13 protein-coding genes are annotated in these 17,443 nt (G+C 62.6%); 5 read left to right on the forward strand and 8 right to left on the reverse strand.

What is annotated here, in order from left to right:
* Nucleotides 1-39: 39 nt before the first annotated feature.
* Both AAEQ75_RS07120 and desA read right to left on the reverse strand, forming a co-directional pair.
* Complete coding sequence (locus AAEQ75_RS07120; protein WP_343352346.1) at nt 40-1,011, reverse strand: GGDEF domain-containing protein; 972 nt, start codon at nt 1,009-1,011, stop codon at nt 40-42.
* A 111-nt stretch (nt 1,012-1,122) separates the two neighbouring features.
* Nucleotides 1,123-2,313 (reverse strand): delta-9 fatty acid desaturase DesA, encoded by a 1,191-nt coding sequence (gene desA, locus AAEQ75_RS07125; RefSeq protein ID WP_343351354.1) that lies wholly within the window; start codon nt 2,311-2,313, stop codon nt 1,123-1,125.
* A gap of 169 nt (nt 2,314-2,482) precedes the next feature.
* Between desA and dibA the strand changes: the two genes are divergently transcribed.
* The 5 genes from dibA (at nt 2,483) to AAEQ75_RS07150 (ending at nt 12,210) form a co-directional block, all read left to right on the forward strand.
* Nucleotides 2,483-4,783: a phosphodiesterase DibA gene (gene dibA, locus AAEQ75_RS07130; protein WP_343351355.1), complete on the forward strand. Its 2,301-nt coding sequence runs from the start codon at nt 2,483-2,485 to the stop codon at nt 4,781-4,783.
* 2 nt (nt 4,784-4,785) lie between these two features.
* Nucleotides 4,786-5,922 (forward strand): HDOD domain-containing protein, encoded by a 1,137-nt coding sequence (locus AAEQ75_RS07135; protein WP_343351356.1) that lies wholly within the window; start codon nt 4,786-4,788, stop codon nt 5,920-5,922.
* Nucleotides 5,919-10,082: a PAS domain S-box protein gene (locus AAEQ75_RS07140; protein ID WP_343351357.1), complete on the forward strand. Its 4,164-nt coding sequence runs from the start codon at nt 5,919-5,921 to the stop codon at nt 10,080-10,082. The genes AAEQ75_RS07135 and AAEQ75_RS07140 overlap by 4 nt, the downstream gene beginning before the upstream one ends.
* A gap of 66 nt (nt 10,083-10,148) precedes the next feature.
* Nucleotides 10,149-10,535, forward strand: a complete 387-nt coding sequence (locus tag AAEQ75_RS07145) for a response regulator (protein ID WP_179574800.1) — start codon at nt 10,149-10,151, stop codon at nt 10,533-10,535.
* The gene (locus tag AAEQ75_RS07150; RefSeq protein WP_343351358.1) at nt 10,528-12,210 is read left to right on the forward strand and encodes a diguanylate cyclase domain-containing protein; all 1,683 of its coding nucleotides are present in this window, start codon (nt 10,528-10,530) and stop codon (nt 12,208-12,210) included. The genes AAEQ75_RS07145 and AAEQ75_RS07150 overlap by 8 nt, the downstream gene beginning before the upstream one ends.
* 75 nt (nt 12,211-12,285) lie before the next feature.
* Here AAEQ75_RS07150 and cysW read toward each other — a convergent pair whose 3' ends face one another.
* From cysW to ssuC, 6 genes are all read right to left on the reverse strand, one after another.
* Nucleotides 12,286-13,113, reverse strand: coding sequence for a sulfate ABC transporter permease subunit CysW (cysW, locus tag AAEQ75_RS07155; RefSeq protein WP_079782487.1), 828 nt, complete (start codon nt 13,111-13,113; stop codon nt 12,286-12,288).
* Nucleotides 13,110-13,949: a sulfate ABC transporter permease subunit CysT gene (cysT, locus tag AAEQ75_RS07160; RefSeq protein ID WP_343351361.1), complete on the reverse strand. Its 840-nt coding sequence runs from the start codon at nt 13,947-13,949 to the stop codon at nt 13,110-13,112. Before cysT ends, cysW begins: the two co-directional genes overlap by 4 nt.
* 114 nt (nt 13,950-14,063) lie before the next feature.
* A complete protein-coding gene (gene cysP, locus AAEQ75_RS07165; RefSeq protein WP_343351362.1) occupies nt 14,064-15,080 on the reverse strand; it encodes a thiosulfate ABC transporter substrate-binding protein CysP in 1,017 nt (338 codons plus the stop codon).
* A gap of 382 nt (nt 15,081-15,462) precedes the next feature.
* A complete protein-coding gene (locus AAEQ75_RS07170) occupies nt 15,463-15,678 on the reverse strand; it encodes a TOBE domain-containing protein (protein ID WP_003464423.1) in 216 nt (71 codons plus the stop codon).
* Between the two features lie 88 nt (nt 15,679-15,766).
* A complete protein-coding gene (gene ssuB / locus AAEQ75_RS07175) occupies nt 15,767-16,582 on the reverse strand; it encodes an aliphatic sulfonates ABC transporter ATP-binding protein (RefSeq protein ID WP_343351363.1) in 816 nt (271 codons plus the stop codon).
* Complete coding sequence (gene ssuC, locus AAEQ75_RS07180) at nt 16,579-17,373, reverse strand: aliphatic sulfonate ABC transporter permease SsuC (RefSeq protein ID WP_343351364.1); 795 nt, start codon at nt 17,371-17,373, stop codon at nt 16,579-16,581. Before ssuC ends, ssuB begins: the two co-directional genes overlap by 4 nt.
* Nucleotides 17,374-17,443: the final 70 nt, after the last annotated feature.

The following is a 17,443-nucleotide window of genomic DNA, read 5'->3' on the forward strand; positions in this document are numbered from 1 at the left end:
CCCATGAGAACCAGGTATCAGGCGAAAAACCGCCAACCATCACCCTAGCACGATCTGATTCTTGCCTTGGCGCTTGGCCATGTACATCGCCGCATCGGCGCGCGCGTAGAGCGCATCGAGGCTGACATCAGTGGCTAGCAGGCTGGTCAGCCCCTGACTGACTGTAATGCCGAAGTGCCGACCTTCATGCTGGAAGCCGAGGCGTTGCACCTCGCGCTGTAGCCGTTCAGCCACCTGCAATGCCACATCCTGCTCACAGCCGGGGAACAGCGCCGCGAACTCCTCACCACCGATACGTCCGAACAGATCGCCGCGCCTCAAGGCATTGCTGCCGCACTGCGCCAGGCGCCGCAACACCTCATCGCCAATCTGGTGGCCGTACTGGTCATTGATCGTCTTGAAGTCATCGAGATCGAGCAGCAGGAAAGCCAACGGGCTGCCGAACTTGCGCGCGTGCTCGAACTCACGGCGAGCGCATTCGAAGAAGTGCCGCCGGTTGCTGCTCTGGGTCAGCACATCGGTGGTTGCCAGGCGATGCAACTCGCCCTCCAGGCGCTTCTTCTCGGTGATGTCTTCAGCAATACCGACGATCACATGCCCCTGCTCGGTGCCCAGCCGGGGGCTGACGAAACACTTGTCGCTGAGCCAGCGCAATTGGCCATCGGCGCGAATGATGCGGTACTCACGCGACTCCACCGCGCCAGTTTCCAATACCTTGGCCAGGCTTTCAGCGGCGTAGTCGATATCGTCGGGATAGATGCTGTTACGCCACTCGCCATAGTCGGCCAACAGTAACGCGGCGGAACGACCGAAGATTCGCTCATAAGCAGGGCTGACATAAATCATCCGCTGCTCGCTCCAATCGAAGGCCCAGAGCACGGCATTGACGCTGCCAAGCAAGCTACTGAACAGTTGCTCGCGCGCACCCAGACGCTCCACTTCGGCACGGCTGTGCAGTAGAGCCAAGGTCAGTTCTTCCAACTCGGAAACAGCCTTGCCTTGATCGTCCATTACAGCGGCCATCCGTCCTTCGCCTCGCATTGAAATTGAGCATAGTGCGAGGCGTTGGACAAACACAAAGGCCCGCCAGTTCGGCGGGCCTTTGCTTGTAACGAGCGGCGGTCAGGCAGTGGCGCTGGACGGTCGCAGCGAGTAGGTCTTGAGCTGCTCGGCGAACTCGCGCAGCGACTGGATGCCGCTGGCCTCGGCCTCGTGGACCCACTGCTTCATGGCTTCGAGCATGTCGTGGCCGTTGCTGCTGGTCTTCACCCAGATTTGCTGCAGCGCCAGGCGCTTCTCGTAGATCACCTTCAGTGCCTGGCTTTGCGCCAGCATATCGGCGATGTGCGCATGATGCTGCTCTTCCAGCAGGCTCGGTTCACGTGACAAGAGGCGTTTCGCTCGACGGAAAAGGTGACGAACGGACTCGTCGGCCTTGGCCACTTCCTGCTTGACCAACGGCACGATCACCAACTTGCGGTATTGCGCCATGATCTGGAAACGGTTGTTGAGGATGGCCATGGCAGTGTCCATGTCCAGACTGGCCTTGCCCTCGACCCGATGCGCAATCGGCGCCACGCGCTGCACCTTCGCCAGGCCGAGGAAGCTGAACAGCTTGATCCAGGCCCAACCCATGTCGAACTCCCACTTCTTCACCGACAGCTTGGCGCTGTTAGGGTAAGTGTGATGGTTATTGTGCAGCTCCTCACCGCCGATCAGGATGCCCCAGGGCACCAGATTGGTGGCAGCGTCGCGGCATTCGAAGTTGCGATAGCCGACAGCATGACCAAGACCGTTGATGACACCCGCGGCCCATACCGGAATCCACATCATCTGGATCGCCCAGACGGTGATGCCGGCCACACCGAACAGCAACAGGTCGATCACCGCCATCAGCGTCACACCACCGATGGGGAAACGGCTGTAGACATTGCGTTCGACCCAGTCATCCGGGCAGTTCTTGCCGTAAATGCGCAGCGTTTCCTGGTTCTTCGCCTCTTCCTGATAGAGTTCGGCACCTTTACGCAGCACGGTGCTCAGCCCCTTGATGACCGGGCTATGCGGGTCGTCAACGGTTTCGCACTTGGCGTGATGTTTACGGTGAATCGCGGTCCACTCGCGGGTGTTCTGGCCCGTGGTCAACCACAGCCAGAAGCGGAAGAAATGCTTGAGCGCGGGGTGCAGTTCCAGTGCACGGTGCGCAGAGTAGCGGTGCAGATAGACAGTCACGCTGACGATGGTCACGTGTGTCATCAGCAAAGTCGCAGCCACCAGCTGCCAGACCGACAGGTCGAGTAAACCGTTGTACCACATGGGCGCTATTGCCTCTTGAAGGGGGAACGCGATTTGTCCTACAAGGACGAACCTGTTCACATTATCCCTGACCCATGCCAGAAAACCAGTTGGTCTTTTAGATGAGAATGTTTCAGCCCAACCCTCTTCTATACTGACCCACATTAACAGGGAGCGTAGTAGCCCACCCATGCGTATCGACACCGCCGCCCTGCGTTTTACTCTGGGCTATCTGTTGCTGGCCTGCCTCTGGATACTGCTGAGCGACCGACTGCTGACAGCCCTCGGCCTGTCCATGGCGCAACTGGAGCGCTTGCAATCTTTCAAGGGCCTGCTGTTCGTCGCGCTCACCAGTTCACTGCTTTATCTGGTGCTACACCGTCACGCTCAACAATATCGACGCGCGCGCCTGGCGCTGGCCGGCAACGAGGAGCGCCTGCGCCTGGCGCTAGATGCCACGCGCGACGGCCTGTGGGATTGGGACGTGAGCAACCGCCGAGTGTTCTTCTCCGAGGGCTATGCCAGGCTGCTAGGCCTCACCCCGCAAACCCTGGGCAACACCCGCGAAGATTGGGCCGCACGCCTGCATCCGGATGACGTGGAGCGCGCGCTGCATGCGCTCAACGCCGAGTTGAGCGAGCAGCCCTATGAAAACATCTACCGTCTGCGCCACGCCGACGGCAGCTATCGCTGGATTCATTCACGCGGCCGCCTGCTGCGTGACGAGGAAGGCCAACCGCAGCGCTTCATCGGTATCGCCAGCGACATCACCCAGCAACGCGCCACCGACGATAGCCTGCGCCAGGCCGCTGCGGTGTTCGATGCGACTCAGGAAGGGGTACTGGTCACCAATGCCGAGCAGCGCATCGTTCACGTCAACCCGGCCTTCAGCCGCATCACCGGCTACAGCAGCGAGGAAATCCTCGGCCAGCACCCCGGCCTGCTCAAGTCCGGCCGCCATGACGCCGCCTTCTATCAGAGCCTGTGGCAGGCACTGCAGAACCGTGGAGCCTGGAGTGGCGAGGTGTGGAACCGGCGCAAAAGTGGGGAGATTTACCCGCAGTGGCAGTGCATCCGAGTCATTCGCGATGAACAAGGGCGAGTCAGCCACTATGTGGCGGTGTTCTCCGACATCACCGCACTCAAGCGCTCGCAACGCGAGCTGGACTACCTGGCCCACCACGACCCGCTGAGCAACCTGCCCAACCGCCTGTTGTTCACCGAGCGCGTCGCTCATGCGCTGGAGCGCAGCAAGATCGAGGCGCTGCGCGGCGCAGTACTACTGATCGATCTGGACCACTTCAAACACATCAATGAAAGCCTCGGCCACAACGTCGGTGATCTGTTGCTCAAGGCGGTCGGCGAGCGTTTGCAGCAAGGTTTACCCACTGGCACCACCCTAGCCCGGCTAGGCGGCGACGAGTTCGGCCTACTCAGCGAAAACTGCGCCGACGCCGCCCAGGCAGCCGAACTGGCACAAAGCCTGCTGCGCAGCCTGGAAACATCCTTTCGTCTCGACGGCCACGAGCTCTACATCGGCGCCAGCATCGGCATCAGTCTGTTCCCCGAAGATGCCGACAGCGTCGAGCAAATCCTGCGTAACGCCGACTCGGCGCTGTTCAAGGCCAAGAACAGCGGTCGCGAAGGCTATGCCTTCTACGTGCAGGAGCTTACCGACTACGCCCGGCAGCGCGTGGAGCTGGCCAGCAGCCTGCGTCATGCATTGGACAACAACGAGCTGCGCGTGTACTACCAGCCGCTGCACGACCTGCGTGACGGTCGCCAGGTAGGCATGGAGGCGCTGGTGCGCTGGCAACACCCGCAACGCGGGCTGATTCCCCCTGGCGAATTCATTCCGATTGCCGAGGACAACGGCATGATCGGCGCTATCGATACCTGGGTTCTGGAACAGGCCTGCCGCCAGATGATGCGCTGGAACGCCGAAGGGCATGCGCTGAGCTTCGTTGCAGTGAACGTCTCCAGCCGGCTGTTCAGTCGCGGTGAACTCGATATGAAAGTGGCACAGGTACTGGCAGAAACAGGCCTGCCGCCTGAGCAGCTGGAGCTGGAGGTCACCGAGAGCGCGATCATGGAAGACCCGGATGCAGCGCAGAAACTGCTCATCAGTCTGCGTGCCCTGGGCGTACGCCTGGCCATCGACGACTTCGGAACGGGGTATAGCTCTCTGGCGCGCCTCAAGCGCCTGCCCGTGGACAAGCTCAAGCTCGATCAGAGCTTCGTGCGCGGCCTGCCCAACGACGCTGAAGACGCCGCCATCGCTCGCGCCGTGATCGCACTGGGCAAAAGCCTGGGCCTCAAGGTCCTTGCCGAAGGTATCGAACAACCAGCCCAGGCCGATTTTCTGCGTGAGCTAGGCTGCAACTATGGTCAGGGCTATCACTTCGGTCGCCCACAGCCGGTGCCCGTCAACACCGCTGACGCCAACACCCCAGGTGAAACGCAGGGCAGTCACCCCAGCACCAGGAACTGAGCATGCGCGTGCTGATTCTCGAAGACGATCCCTGGATAGCCGACCTGCTCAAACAGATCGTCCTCAGCCTGTGCCCAGGCGCCCAGGTCGACTGTCAGAGCCGCGTCGTCGATGCCCTTGCAGCCTGGAAGCGGCAGGCGGCCCAGTTGGTCATCGCCGACTGGCACCTGCCCGACGGTAACGGCACCCAGTTGCTGGAAGCTGTGCGTCAACGCAGCCAGGATATCCCGCTGGTCATGGTCACGGCCCGCGCCGACCGTGACAGCGTGCTAGCCATACGCCCGTTGAATATCAGCGCCTTCATCAGCAAGCCCTTTCAGGTGCCCAAGGTGATCGCCAGCCTGCAGCCACTATTGGCGAATGCCCAAAGCATCGCCGGTGAAGTCGACCACGCTGGGGATTTCCTCCAGCAACTTGCACGCCTGACCGATGACGCACTCGAACTGCCGCTGCGTGAATCCCTGTACCAGCGTCTGCGCGATGTGCCTCAACCCTTCGATAACCTGCAACAGCTTGGCGACCTCTGGCAGAACGACCCAGCCGTTCACGCGCGGTTGATCGCAGCGGCCAACAGTGGCAACTACAACAGCGCCGGGCAGCCCTGCGTCACCCTCAACGAAGCCGTGCAACGCCTCGGTCAGGCCACTGCAATCAATCTGGTTCAAGGCCTCGCGCTTCGGCCGCAGGCGGTACTGAGCGACCCCGAGCTGCAGCGCCAGGGCGATGCGCATTTCGTTCATGCCCTGCGCCTGCGCAAGCGTATTGCTGAGCTGGCGCGTAGCAGCCGGGTTGATCCGGCGCCGCTGCACAGCGCCGCACTGCTACAACGCATGGGCGAACTGGCCCTGCTGGATCAGGCGCAACGCTGGCGCAGTGCCGGCCGAGAGCTGGACGAACAGACCCTGAACACCGCCCTGCAGCGTCATAGCAGCCAACTGGCCAATCGACTCAAGGCGCACTGGCGCCTGCCTATCGCGCTACGCGAGTTGATCGGTGCCTGCTACGCCCTACCCCCCGGCAATACACGACGTGACACGGTGGTGATGCGCCTGGCCAGTGCCGAACTGCTGGGCGCCGAAGCGCCGGAAATCGAGCGTCTTAGGCGTCTCGCTGGCCTGGCGCGGACAGGCGCACGATGACCAGCAATTCGCGGCCGATTGCCATTCGCTGGATCGTGGTCGGCGGCAGTCTTTGTCTGGCGCTGCTCTTCGCCTTCCTCGGGCGCCAGGCACTGCACGAGCGTGAGGCGCTGTGGCAATTGCAGATGAACAAGCAGGCCGAGGCGCAACGTCTGGCACTGCAAAGCGTTCAGCACGGCCTGCGCGAGCGTGCACAGTTGCTGGCCGAGGCCATCGCCGCCGACGCCTGGGTAGCCGAGCTGGTGCGTCAGGCGTCAGTCCTGCCCAAGGATGACCAGGGCGGTCTGGCCAGCATCCGCAACCAGCTCTACACCCGCTTGGCGCCGCGCTGGCGCAACATGCAGGTGCACCGGCCGTTTCGCCTCTACGTCCATCTGCCAGACGACGCACGCATCCTGCTGCGGGTACACGAGCCGCAGCGTTTTGGTGACACCCAGGAGGCCATGCGCCCGTTATTGCTGCAAGCCCTGCGCACTGGCGACAGCCGTGCAGAACTGAACCTTGCTAACAAAAGCATCGGCATTCGTGCCGCGGCGCCGCTGCTGATCGATACGCAAAACGGTCAGCGCCAGGTTGGCGCCATCAGCGTGGCAATGGATGTGCTCGAGGATCTGCTGCAACTGGATCGGGATCTCGGCGCCGGCATCGCGCTACTACTCAACGCAGCGGCCGAGGTCGGTACGCAAGCCGATCACGCCCCCGCCTGGCGCCTGATCGAGCAGACACGCCCGCAGGCGCAGATCTGGCTGCAAGCGGATCTTCTGCCCTCTCCCAGCGAAGGTAACAGCCAGCGTCTGCTGGAGGATGGCGGGCAACACTACCTGCTCAGCCAGCTGTCGATGGCGACCTCGCCACAGCCCGGCTCTGCGGCCATGGCCACGGTGCTGACCTGGCGTGACGTCAGCGAACTCTATGCCGTGCATGAACGCGACAAGCGCTGGCTGGTAGTCAAATGGCTGCTGGCCTGGTGCGGCGCCGAAGCCTTGCTGATGATCCTGCTACACGCGACACATCGCAGTACCCAGCGCCTGATGCAACGCCAACAGAGCGCGCTGCACGCGCTCAACGAGATTTCTGCGCTATCGAGCCTGAGCAGCAAGGAACAGCTGCGCGAAGCGCTGCGCATGGGGGCCAACTATTTCGACATGCCGCTCGGCGTAATCGGCATGATTGACGCCGATCACTATCGCGTCCTGGTCCAGGTCTGTCCTGACACGCAGCTCGAGGACGGCCAGACCTTCGCCCTCAACGAAACCTATTGCAGCCTGACCTACGCCCAGGACGACATTCTCAGTATCGAGCGCATGGCCAGCTCACCTTATCGAGAGCACGCCTGCTACACCCGCTTCGCCCTGGAAAGCTATATCGGTACGGCGATCTGGGTCGATGGCCGCAGAGTCGGCACTTTGGCCTTCTGCGACCAGCGATCCCGTGACCGCCAGTTCGACGAGAACGAGCGCGAATTCCTGCGCCTGTTCGCTCGCTGGGTCGGCGCCACCCTGGAGCGCGAGCAGCAGCAGCAGGCACGGCAAAACCTGCTCGAACGCCTTGCCAGCATCATCGAAGGCACCGACGTCGGCACCTGGGTGTGGAATGTGCAGAGCGGCGCCACCGTGTTCAACGAGCGCTGGGCGCAGATGCTCGGCTACCAACTCCAGGAACTGCAGCCCACCAGTGTCGAAACCTGGAAGCGCTTCTGTCACCCGGATGATCGCGAGCCCAGCGAACGCATGCTGCGACGCCACTTCGCTGGCGAGTTAGCCTTCTACAACCGGCAGATACGCATGCAGCACCGAGACGGGCGCTGGCTGTGGGTACAGGTGCGCGGCCGCCTCTCCAGCCGCGACGAGCAAGGCCGGCCGCTGCTGATGTATGGCACCCACACGGACATCAGCGCAGCGCGTCAGCGCGAGGATGCGGTGATCGAGGCGCGAGCGTTCCTGCAGACCGTACTGGATTCGGCCAGCGGCGTTGCCATCATCGCCACCGACCCGAACGGCCTGGTCACCCTCTTCAACTCTGGCGCAGAGCGCCTGCTGGGCTATAGCAGCGACGCCGTGATCGGCCAGATGACACCCGAACGCTTCCATCTGCCCAGCGAAATCGACGCTCGGGCCGAGCAGCTCAGCATCAGTTGCGGGCATCTGGTCAGCGGCTTCCAGATCTTCACTCACAACGTACGTAATGGCGAGTCGGAAACCCGCCAATGGACATACGTGCACAAGGACGGCAGCCAGCGCCTGGTCAACCTCACCACCAACGCCATCTTCGACGCCAGCGGACAGATCACCGGTTTTCTCGGCATCGCCAGCGACATCAGCGCCCTGCAGCAGGCCACTCGCGCACTGCAGCAGAGCGAAAGTCGCTTCCGTGGCCTGGTCGCCAACCTGCCCGGCGTGGTCTATCGCTGCGCCAACGACAGCGACTGGAGCATGCGTTACGTCAGCGACGAGATTCTCAGCCTGACTGGCTACCCGCCCAGCGACTTCATCGACAATCGCGTGCGCAGCTTCTCCAGCATCGTCCATCCCGACGACCTGCCGAGCACCTACCTCGCCAACGAAAGCATCGCTCGCCAGGAAACCTTCGAGTTGACCTACCGCCTGCGTCATGCCGATGGCCACAGCGTCTGGGTGCGCGAGAAAGGTCGCGGCGAGCACGACGCCCAGGGGCGCCTGATCTGGGTCGACGGGTTCATCTGGGACATCAGCGAGCGCAAGGTCATGGAAGACGACCTGCGCCTGAGCCAGCAGCTGTTCAGCAGCGCCTTTGCCACCGCGCCGCAGGGCATGGCGCTGGTGGCCATCGACGGACGCTGGCTGGAGGTCAACGACGAGCTGTGCCGCATGCTCGGCTACAGCCGCGAGGAAATGCTCACCCTCGATTTTCAGCGCATCACCCACCCCGACGACCTCGGTGCGGACCTGCGCAACGTCGACGATCTGCTGGCCGGGCGCATCAGCGCCTACCAGATGGAAAAGCGTTATCTGGACAAACAGGGCCAGGTGCTCTGGGTACTGCTCAGCAGCGCGCTGGTGCGCAACGCCCAAGGCCAGCCCGTGCATCTGGTCGCGCAGATCCAGGACTTCAGCGATCGGGTTGCCGCCGAGCGCGCGATTCGCGAACGCGAGCATTACCTGCGCACCCTGCTCGACAACGTCATCGATGCCATCGTCACTCTCGATGACGAGGGCCATATCGAAACCTTCAATCACGCGGCCGAACGCATCTTTGCCTACAGCCAGGCCGAGGTCGCCGGGCGTGACATCGCCACGCTGATTCCAGGCATGGCCAGTGACACCCTGCGCCAAGGCTGCGCCAGCGACCAGATTCGCGAGATGGAAGGCCTGCGCCTGGGCGGCGAACGCTTCCCGCTGGAACTGGCGATGTCGCAGATCAGCCACCAGGGCCAGGTGCGCTTCATCGCGGTGATTCGTGACATCGCCGAGCGCAAACGCATCGAGCAGATGAAGAACGAGTTCGTCTCCACCGTCAGCCACGAACTGCGCACACCGCTGACCGCCATCGCCGGCTCGCTGGGCCTGATCAACGGCGGCGCACTCGGCGCCGTGCCGCAGGCCATGGCGCACATGCTGAGCATCGCCGAGGCCAACAGCCAGCGCCTGAGCACGCTGATCAATGACCTGCTGGACATGGAAAAGCTGGTCGCCGGCAAGATGCATTTCGACCTCCAGCGCAGGCCACTCAAACCACTGCTGGAACTGGCACTGCTGCATAACCAGCCGTATGCCGACCAGCATCAGGTACGCCTCGAACTGCACGCAGAGCATGATGTCGAAGTCCGGGTCGATACCCAGCGCCTGGCTCAGGTGCTGGCCAATCTGCTGTCCAACGCCGCCAAGTTCTCACCGGCTGGGGCCGTGGTGCAGGTGAGTCTGGAGACAATGGCTGACAAGCTGCGAGTCAACGTGCGCGATCATGGCCCGGGTATCCCTGCGGCATTCCATTCGCGCATCTTCGCCAAGTTCTCTCAGGCCGACGCCGGCGATACCCGGCAGAAAGGCGGCACCGGCCTGGGTCTGGCGATCTGCAAGGAAATCATCGAGCGCATGCACGGGCGTATCGGTTTCCACTCGGTGCCTGGCCAGGGCGCGACCTTCTGGTTCGAACTGCCGCGCGTCGATGAAGGCGAGACATGACGCCTACGCAAGGCTAACAAAGCTGTACCACACTGCAGATAGCAGCCAACGGCCGGGGAGACCGTGATGACTGAGCTCAAACGCATCCTGCATGTCGAGGACGATCCCTCGATCCAGGCCGTGGCCAAGGTCGCGCTGGAGGCCGTCGGCGGCTTTCAGGTATTGAGCTGTGCCAGTGGCCAGGAGGCGCTCGACCAGGTGCAGGGCTTCGCGCCGGATTTCATTCTGCTCGACGTGATGATGCCCGACATGGATGGGCCCAAGACCCTGGAGCTGATTGGCCAGCTGGTCGATACCGCACGCATTCCGGTGGCCTTCATGACCGCCAAGGTGCAGCCTGACGAGGTCGCCCACTACCACAGCCTCGGCGCCCATGGCGTGATCATCAAACCATTCGACCCGATGCAGCTCGCCGCTCAGGTACGGCAGATCTGGAACCAGCGTAATGGATAAACACGAAGGCAGCGCCATCCCGCAGGCGCTGCAACAACACTTGCAACAGCTCGGTCAGCAATTCAGTGAGCGCCTGAGCCAGGAGCTGCCCCAGCTGGCGCAACAGGCAAGGCAACTGCTGGAGGCCGATGAAGCCGAACGCACCCGCCTGCTGCAGGAGCTGCGTGATCAGTTGCACCGTCTGGCTGGCAGTGCCGGCACCTTCGGTTTCAGCCAGCTTGGCCAGCAGGCGCGCGAACTGGAGCAGCATGCCGAGCGCTGGATGGAGCGTCTGCTACGGCAACAACAGAGCCTCAACGAGTTCGTCGCTGCCTTGCAGGCACTCGGTGAGCAGCCGACCAGCGCTGGGGCCGTCACTGAACAGGCAGGCAAAACGCGCAAGCTGCCGCGCCAGGAAGACGGCAGCCGCACCATCTACATCCTCGAAGGCGAAGCCGCGTTTGGCGAGAACATGCGCCAGACGCTGAGCAACTTCGGTTACCGCGCCGAGCATTTCAATTCCACCGCAGGGCTCGACGCCGCGCTGCAGCAGCACCTGCCCGATGCGCTGATCATCGACGCCAAGCTGCCCGGCGAAGCCAGTTGCGGTCTGGATTACGCCCACCAGTTGCGCGAACGCCTGGACGAACCACTGCCGCTGCTGGTGCTCACCGACCAGCAGGATGACTTCGCTACCCAGCTGCATGCGGTGCGCGCCGGCGCCATGGGCCTGTTCAGCAAGCCGGTGGACATCCCGCAGCTGGAAAGCCGCCTCGAACGCTGCTTCTCGCAACAGCACGGCGAACCCTACCGCGTGCTGATCGCCGACGACGACCAGGACCTGGCCAGCCGCTACAGTCTGGTGCTGCGCGATGCCGGCATGCTGGTGGAGATACTCAGCGAACCGGCGCGGATCTTCACCCACCTGCGCGACTTCAACCCCGAGGTGGTGCTACTCGACGTCAACATGCCGCACTGCACCAGCCCCGAACTGGCGCAGATCATCCGCTGCAATGACGACTGGCTGCGCATCCCGATCATCTACCTGTCGGCGGAAACCGATATCGGCAAACAGATGAACGCGCTGATCAAGGCCGGCGACGACTTCGTCACCAAACCGATTTCCGACAATGCTCTAGTGGCTACCGTGTTCTCCCGTGCCCAGCGCGCACGCTTGCTCTCCGACGCCCTGGCGCGCGACAGCCTCACCGGCCTGCTCAAGCACGCCGACATCAAAGAGCAAGTGGCCATCGAACTGGAGCGCGCCCTGCGCAGCGGTGACCGCGCCAGCGTGGTGATGCTGGATATCGACCACTTCAAGCGGGTCAATGACGAGCACGGTCACGCGGCCGGCGACAACGTCATCCGCGCCCTGGCCAACCTGCTGCGCCAACGTCTGCGCCGGGTCGACAGCCTGGGCCGCTACGGCGGCGAGGAGTTTCTTGCGGTGCTGCCGGACTGCACACCGCAGCAGGCAGGTTTGATCGTCGACGAGATTCGTCAGCGCTTCGCCGAGCTGCGCTTCATCGCCGATGGTGGCGAATTCTCCTGCACCCTGAGTGCCGGTATCGCCGGCACCGATGTGCACAGCGATGCCGAGCAACTGCGTGAGCGCGCCGACAAGGCGCTGTATGCGGCCAAATACAACGGGCGCAATCAGGTGCAGATAGCGGCGTCGGAAGAACATCGCGGCTGAAGCCGCTCCTACGGAGCACAGATGCAACTGTAGGAGCGGCTTCAGCCGCGAAACTCTACGCTATTCAGGCGCAGGTCACGCCTCGGCGCGCTGCATCAGGCGGCGCTGACGCCACTCCATGAAGGTCTTGAGGAACAACGTGAGCAGCGCCATGCAGGCCAGCAGACCTGCCGCGGTGAAGGCTGCCGCGGGCTTGTAATCGTTGTTGAGCTGGTCGACCAGCAGCGGCAGGGTCAGGGTTTGGTTGATGATGCTGCCGGACACCACCGACACCGCACCGAACTCACCGACTGCGCGCGCGTTGGTCACCACCACGCCATACAGCAGCGCCCACTTGATCTTCGGCAGGCTGATGCGACGGAAGATCTGCCAGCCGCTGGCCCCCAGGCACATTGCAGCAGCTTCTTCGTCCTGACCCTGAGCCTGCATCACCGGAATCAGGATACGCGCCACGTACGGCGCAGTGACGAACACGGTGACCATGACGATGCCCGGCCAGGCGAACATCAGTTGCATGCCGTTATCGTAGAACCAGCGGCCGATGAAGCTCTCCAGGCCGTAGACCACCAGGTAACAGAGACCGGCGACCACTGGCGACACCGCGTAGGGAATGTCGATCAGTGTGGTCAGCAGCTTGCGCCCGCGAAAATCGTAGTGGGTCACGCACCAGGCCAGGCAGATGCCGAAGCACAGGTTCAGCGGCACGGTGATCACTGCCACCAGCAGGGTCAGGCCGATGGCGTGGAGCATGTAGTCCTCGCCGAGGTTGCTCCACAGCAGGTCGAGCCCGCCAGCCAGCGCCTTGCTGAAAATCAATGCCAGCGGCACCAGCAGAATCAGCGCCACCACCAACAGACCGAGGGTTACCAGCGCCCACTGGCGCCAATCTTGGGGCTTTTTCATCGACCTTGCCGTTGCCAAGCGAACAGACGCCCCTGCACGACCTGCAGGAGGAAAAGAAGAGCCAGCGACGCGAGCAGGATCACCGAAGCGATGGCCGCCGCCGCCGGATAATTGAATTCCTGCAGACGGACGAAAATCATCAGCGAGCTGACCTCCGTCTGATAGGGAATGTTGCCGGCGATCATGATCACCGCGCCGAACTCACCGAGGCTACGAATGAATGCCTGCGAACCACCGGTGACCAGTGCCGGCGCCAGGGTCGGCAGGATCACCTTGCGGAAGGTCTGCACGCGGCTGGCGCCGAGGGTGCGCGCGGCCTCTTCGTATTCCGAGCCTAGGTCCTGCAGCACCGGCTGCACCGTGCGCACCACGAAGGGAATGCTGGTGAACACCATCGCCACCACGATACCGGCGTAAGCATAGGCCACCTTGAAGCCCAGCCACTGGCCGATCCAGCCGTTGGGCACCAGCAGCGCGGCGAGGGTCAGGCCGGCCACCGAAGTCGGCAGGGCGAACGGCAAATCGATCAACGCATCGACGATACGCCGGCCGGGGAAGTCGTAGCGGGCGATGATCCAGGCCAGCAGCAGGCCGATCACCAGCACCGCCAGGGTCGAGTAGAACGCCGCCGAGATGGTCACCTTGTAGGTCTGCACCACACGCGGGTCGCTGATCGCGAACCAGTACTGAGCCCAGGTCATGTCGCTGACGTACAGCAGCAGCGCAGACAGCGGCAGCAGGATCACCAGCGAGAGGTACAACACGCTGACGCCGAAGCTCAGGCCGAAGCCTGGCAGCAGCGGAGTCTGCAGGAAGAACAGCGTTGGTTTACTCACGAAAAGCTCGGCTCTACAAATGCAGTTGGCCGCCAATAAGGCGGCCAATTGACCATTACGATGCTCGCATTCATGGCTGGCGGGTTGCACCCGCCCTACGCCAGACCGCCGCTATCAGCGACCCTCTGCGAGAAGCTGGTCAAGAATACCACCGTTGTCGAAGTGCTTGGCGGTGATGTCATCCCAGCTACCGAGGATCTCGTTCGGGTTGATCAGACGCACCGGCGCGAACTGAGCCTTGGTCGCCTCGACCACTTCCGGGTTGTGCACACGGTAGTTGTAGCGGGTCAGCAGTTGTTGAATGTCCTTGCTGTACTGGAAGTCGAGGAAGGCCTTGGCCTGCTCGCGGGTACCGCGCTCGTCGGCAACCTTGTCGACGATGGCGACCGGGAACTCGGCCAGCACGCTGACTTCCGGCACCACGATTTCCAGGTTGGCGGATTTGAACTCGTCGCCCTTGGCGATGTTGATCACTTCCGATTCGAAGGTCAGCAGCACGTCGCCCTGGCCGTTCTGGGCGAAGGCCACAGTGGCGCCACGACCGCCGGTGGGGAAGTTCTCGACGTTCTTCAGCAGCTTGCCGACGAAGGCTTTGACCTTCTCCTCGTCACCGTTGAATTTCTCGTTGGCGAACAGCCAGGCGCCCAGGTAGCTGTAGCGGGCATTGCCGGAGGTTTTCGGGTTGGGGAACACCAGTTTCACGTCATCGCGAATCAGATCGTCCCAGCTCTTGATGTTCTTCGGGTTGCCTTCGCGCACCAGGAAGGCGGTGGTGCTGTAGTACGGCGAGGCGTTGTTGGGGAACTGCTTGGCCCAGTCTTCGCGCAGCAGGCCGCGCTTGGCCAGGATGTCCACGTCGGAAACCTGGTTGAAGGTCACCACGTCGACCTTCTTGCCCTGGATGATGTCCTGCGCCTGGCGCGAGGTGCCGGCGAAGGACTGGATGATCTTCACTTCCTTGCCGCTCTGCTGCTTCCAGTGCTCGACGAACAGCGGGTTGATCTCGCCGAACAGTTCGCGGGCGATGTCGTAGGAAGCGTTGTGGAACGGGGTGTCGGCAGCAGCATGGCTCAGCGAGCCGGTAAGCAGGGTGGCGCTGGCCACGGTGGCCAGAACGATCTTCTTCAGCATCTATGGCGTCCTTCTTATCGCGAGAGGAACCTGCAGGCAGGCTATTTGATGGCGCGATTCTGCAGAAAAATCATATAGCTGAAAAATATCTTTTTATTCGCCTCTTATAACCAGTATCTCTTTGCCTGCGAAAACACCCTGCAGCTCTCGTATCCGAAGGCTACTTAGGCAACCACTCTTAGAACCTGTTCACGATCTTTATGTGCCTGAAAACTACAAGGCAAAAGCGTCCGGTGAATATGTAGGAGGGGCTTCAGCCCCGAGCTTTATTGGGGCGCAAAGAGCTCGCGGCTAAAGCCGCTCCTACAAGATCGCAAGTGCCTTATTTCGCCAGTTGGCTGCCAAAATCGACGAAAATTGGCTGAAAAATATGAAAAGGTTCTTATAGCTTGGCGATGGACACTTCGGTGGATTTCACGAAGGCGATCACTTCGCTACCCACCTGCAGTTCCAGCTCACGCACGGAGCGGGTGGTGATCACCGAGGTGACGATGCCGGCAGCGGTCTGCACGTCGATTTCCGACAGTACGTCGCCGATGACGATTTCCTTGATGTTGCCCTTGAACTGGTTACGCACGTTGATGGCTTTGATGGTCATGGTGTTTCTCCTCAGGTCGTTTTACAGGTAGCCCGGTGCAATCCGGGAAATTCTCGAGCCGCTCCCGGGTTGCCTCCGGGCTACGGCGTCAAAGCGCCCAACGCAATTGCGTGGGCAGGGGTGATACGGGTTCGGGCGGTGTCGGTAATTCCGGCTGCGCCAGCACGCGGTCGAGCACGCGCGCCTCCAGTGCCGCCAGTAGCGGCGAGCCATGTGGACGCGGGCGTACCAGTTGCACATCGAGGTCAAGGCCGATCTGACCGTCCTCGATCAGGATCACCCGATCCGCCACGGCCACGGCTTCGGCCACGTCGTGGGTGACCAGCAGTACGGTGAAGCCATGCTGCTGCCACAGGCGTTCGATCAGTTGCTGCATCTCGATGCGGGTCAAGGCATCCAGTGCTCCCAGCGGCTCGTCGAGCAGCAGCAGGCGCGGCCGATGGATCAATGCACGGGCCAGGGCCACGCGCTGCTTCTGTCCACCGGACAGTGCTGCCGGCCATTCATTGGCGCGATCCGCCAGGCCGACCGCCGCCAGCGCTTCCTCGGCCTGCTGGCGCCAGTTGCCGGAAAGACCAAGGCCGACGTTATCGATCACCCGTTTCCAGGGCAGCAGACGCGAGTCCTGGAACATCAGGCGAATGTCTTCACGCACCGCGTTGAGCGAGCCATTGCCGGCCAGCAACTGACCGCCGCTGGGTTGATCCAGCCCGGCCAGCAGACGCAGCAAGGTGCTCTTGCCACAGCCGCTACGGCCAACCACGGCGACGAACTGACCAGCCGGGATATGCAGGTCGATGCCCTTGAGCACCTGGCGCTCGCCGAAGGACTTCTCGATGTTCTCAATCGCCAGCGGAACGCCGCCCGGCGGAATGCCCTGACGAATGTTATGCAGCGCTGTCATTGGCCACCTGCCTTGGCCTGATAGGCCGGGTGCCAGCGCAGCCAGACGCGCTCAAGACCTCGGGCGGCGACGTCGGCCAGCTTGCCGAGCACCGCGTAGAGCAGGATCGCCAGCACCACCACGTTGGTCTGCAGGAATTCACGGGCGTTCATCGCCAGGTAGCCGATGCCGCTGCTGGCGGAAATGGTCTCCGCGACGATCAACGTCAGCCACATGAAGCCGAGGGCGAAACGCACGCCAACCAGGATCGACGGCAACGCACCGGGCAGGATCACCTGACGGAACAGCGAGAAGCCGGACAAGCCATAGCTGCGCGCCATTTCCACCAGCGCCGGGTCGACGTTGCGGATGCCGTGGTAGGTGTTGAGGTAGATCGGGAACAGGGTGCCGAGCGCGACCAGGAACACCTTGGCCGCCTCATCGATGCCGAACCAGAGGATTACCAGCGGGATCAGCGCCAGGTGCGGCACGTTGCGGATCATCTGCACCGAGCTGTCGAGAAAGCGCTCGCCCCATTTGGACAGGCCGGTGATAAAGCCCAGCAGCAGGCCGATGCCACCACCGATGGCGAAGCCGATCCCGGCGCGTTGGCCACTGATCGCCAGGTGCTGCCAGATTTCGCCGGAGGCCAGCAACTGCCAGCCGGCGGCGAGCACGGCACTGGGCGCCGGCAGGATGCGGCTGGACAGCCAGCCACTGGCCACAGCCAGTTGCCAGGCGGCCAACAGCCCCAGCGGCAAGGCCCAGGGCGCAGCGCGCAGCGCCAGTTTGTGAAGAGTCGTGTCGCTCATGGTTGCCTCGAAAAATTCTGTGTGTCTGTTCCCCGGATTGCATCCGGGCTACATCTGCCCTCTCCCCCAG

The organism is Pseudomonas sediminis (genome assembly GCF_039555755.1).
In the GTDB taxonomy this organism is placed as follows: Bacteria; Pseudomonadota; Gammaproteobacteria; order Pseudomonadales; family Pseudomonadaceae; genus Aquipseudomonas; species Aquipseudomonas mendocina_D.

Bases quoted from the DNA above. Each gene is read 5' to 3' on its own strand.
- AAEQ75_RS07120 (WP_343352346.1), bottom strand. From the start codon at position 1,011: ATGGACGATCAAGGCAAGGCTGTTTCCGAGTTGGAAGAACTGACCTTG.
- desA (WP_343351354.1), bottom strand. From the start codon at position 2,313: ATGTGGTACAACGGTTTACTCGACCTGTCGGTCTGGCAGCTGGTGGCT.
- dibA (WP_343351355.1), top strand. From the start codon at position 2,483: ATGCGTATCGACACCGCCGCCCTGCGTTTTACTCTGGGCTATCTGTTG.
- AAEQ75_RS07135 (WP_343351356.1), top strand. From the start codon at position 4,786: ATGCGCGTGCTGATTCTCGAAGACGATCCCTGGATAGCCGACCTGCTC.
- AAEQ75_RS07140 (WP_343351357.1), top strand. From the start codon at position 5,919: ATGACCAGCAATTCGCGGCCGATTGCCATTCGCTGGATCGTGGTCGGC.
- AAEQ75_RS07145 (WP_179574800.1), top strand. From the start codon at position 10,149: ATGACTGAGCTCAAACGCATCCTGCATGTCGAGGACGATCCCTCGATC.
- AAEQ75_RS07150 (WP_343351358.1), top strand. From the start codon at position 10,528: ATGGATAAACACGAAGGCAGCGCCATCCCGCAGGCGCTGCAACAACAC.
- cysW (WP_079782487.1), bottom strand. From the start codon at position 13,113: ATGAAAAAGCCCCAAGATTGGCGCCAGTGGGCGCTGGTAACCCTCGGT.
- cysP (WP_343351362.1), bottom strand. From the start codon at position 15,080: ATGCTGAAGAAGATCGTTCTGGCCACCGTGGCCAGCGCCACCCTGCTT.
- AAEQ75_RS07170 (WP_003464423.1), bottom strand. From the start codon at position 15,678: ATGACCATCAAAGCCATCAACGTGCGTAACCAGTTCAAGGGCAACATC.
- ssuB (WP_343351363.1), bottom strand. From the start codon at position 16,582: ATGACAGCGCTGCATAACATTCGTCAGGGCATTCCGCCGGGCGGCGTT.
- ssuC (WP_343351364.1), bottom strand. From the start codon at position 17,373: ATGAGCGACACGACTCTTCACAAACTGGCGCTGCGCGCTGCGCCCTGG.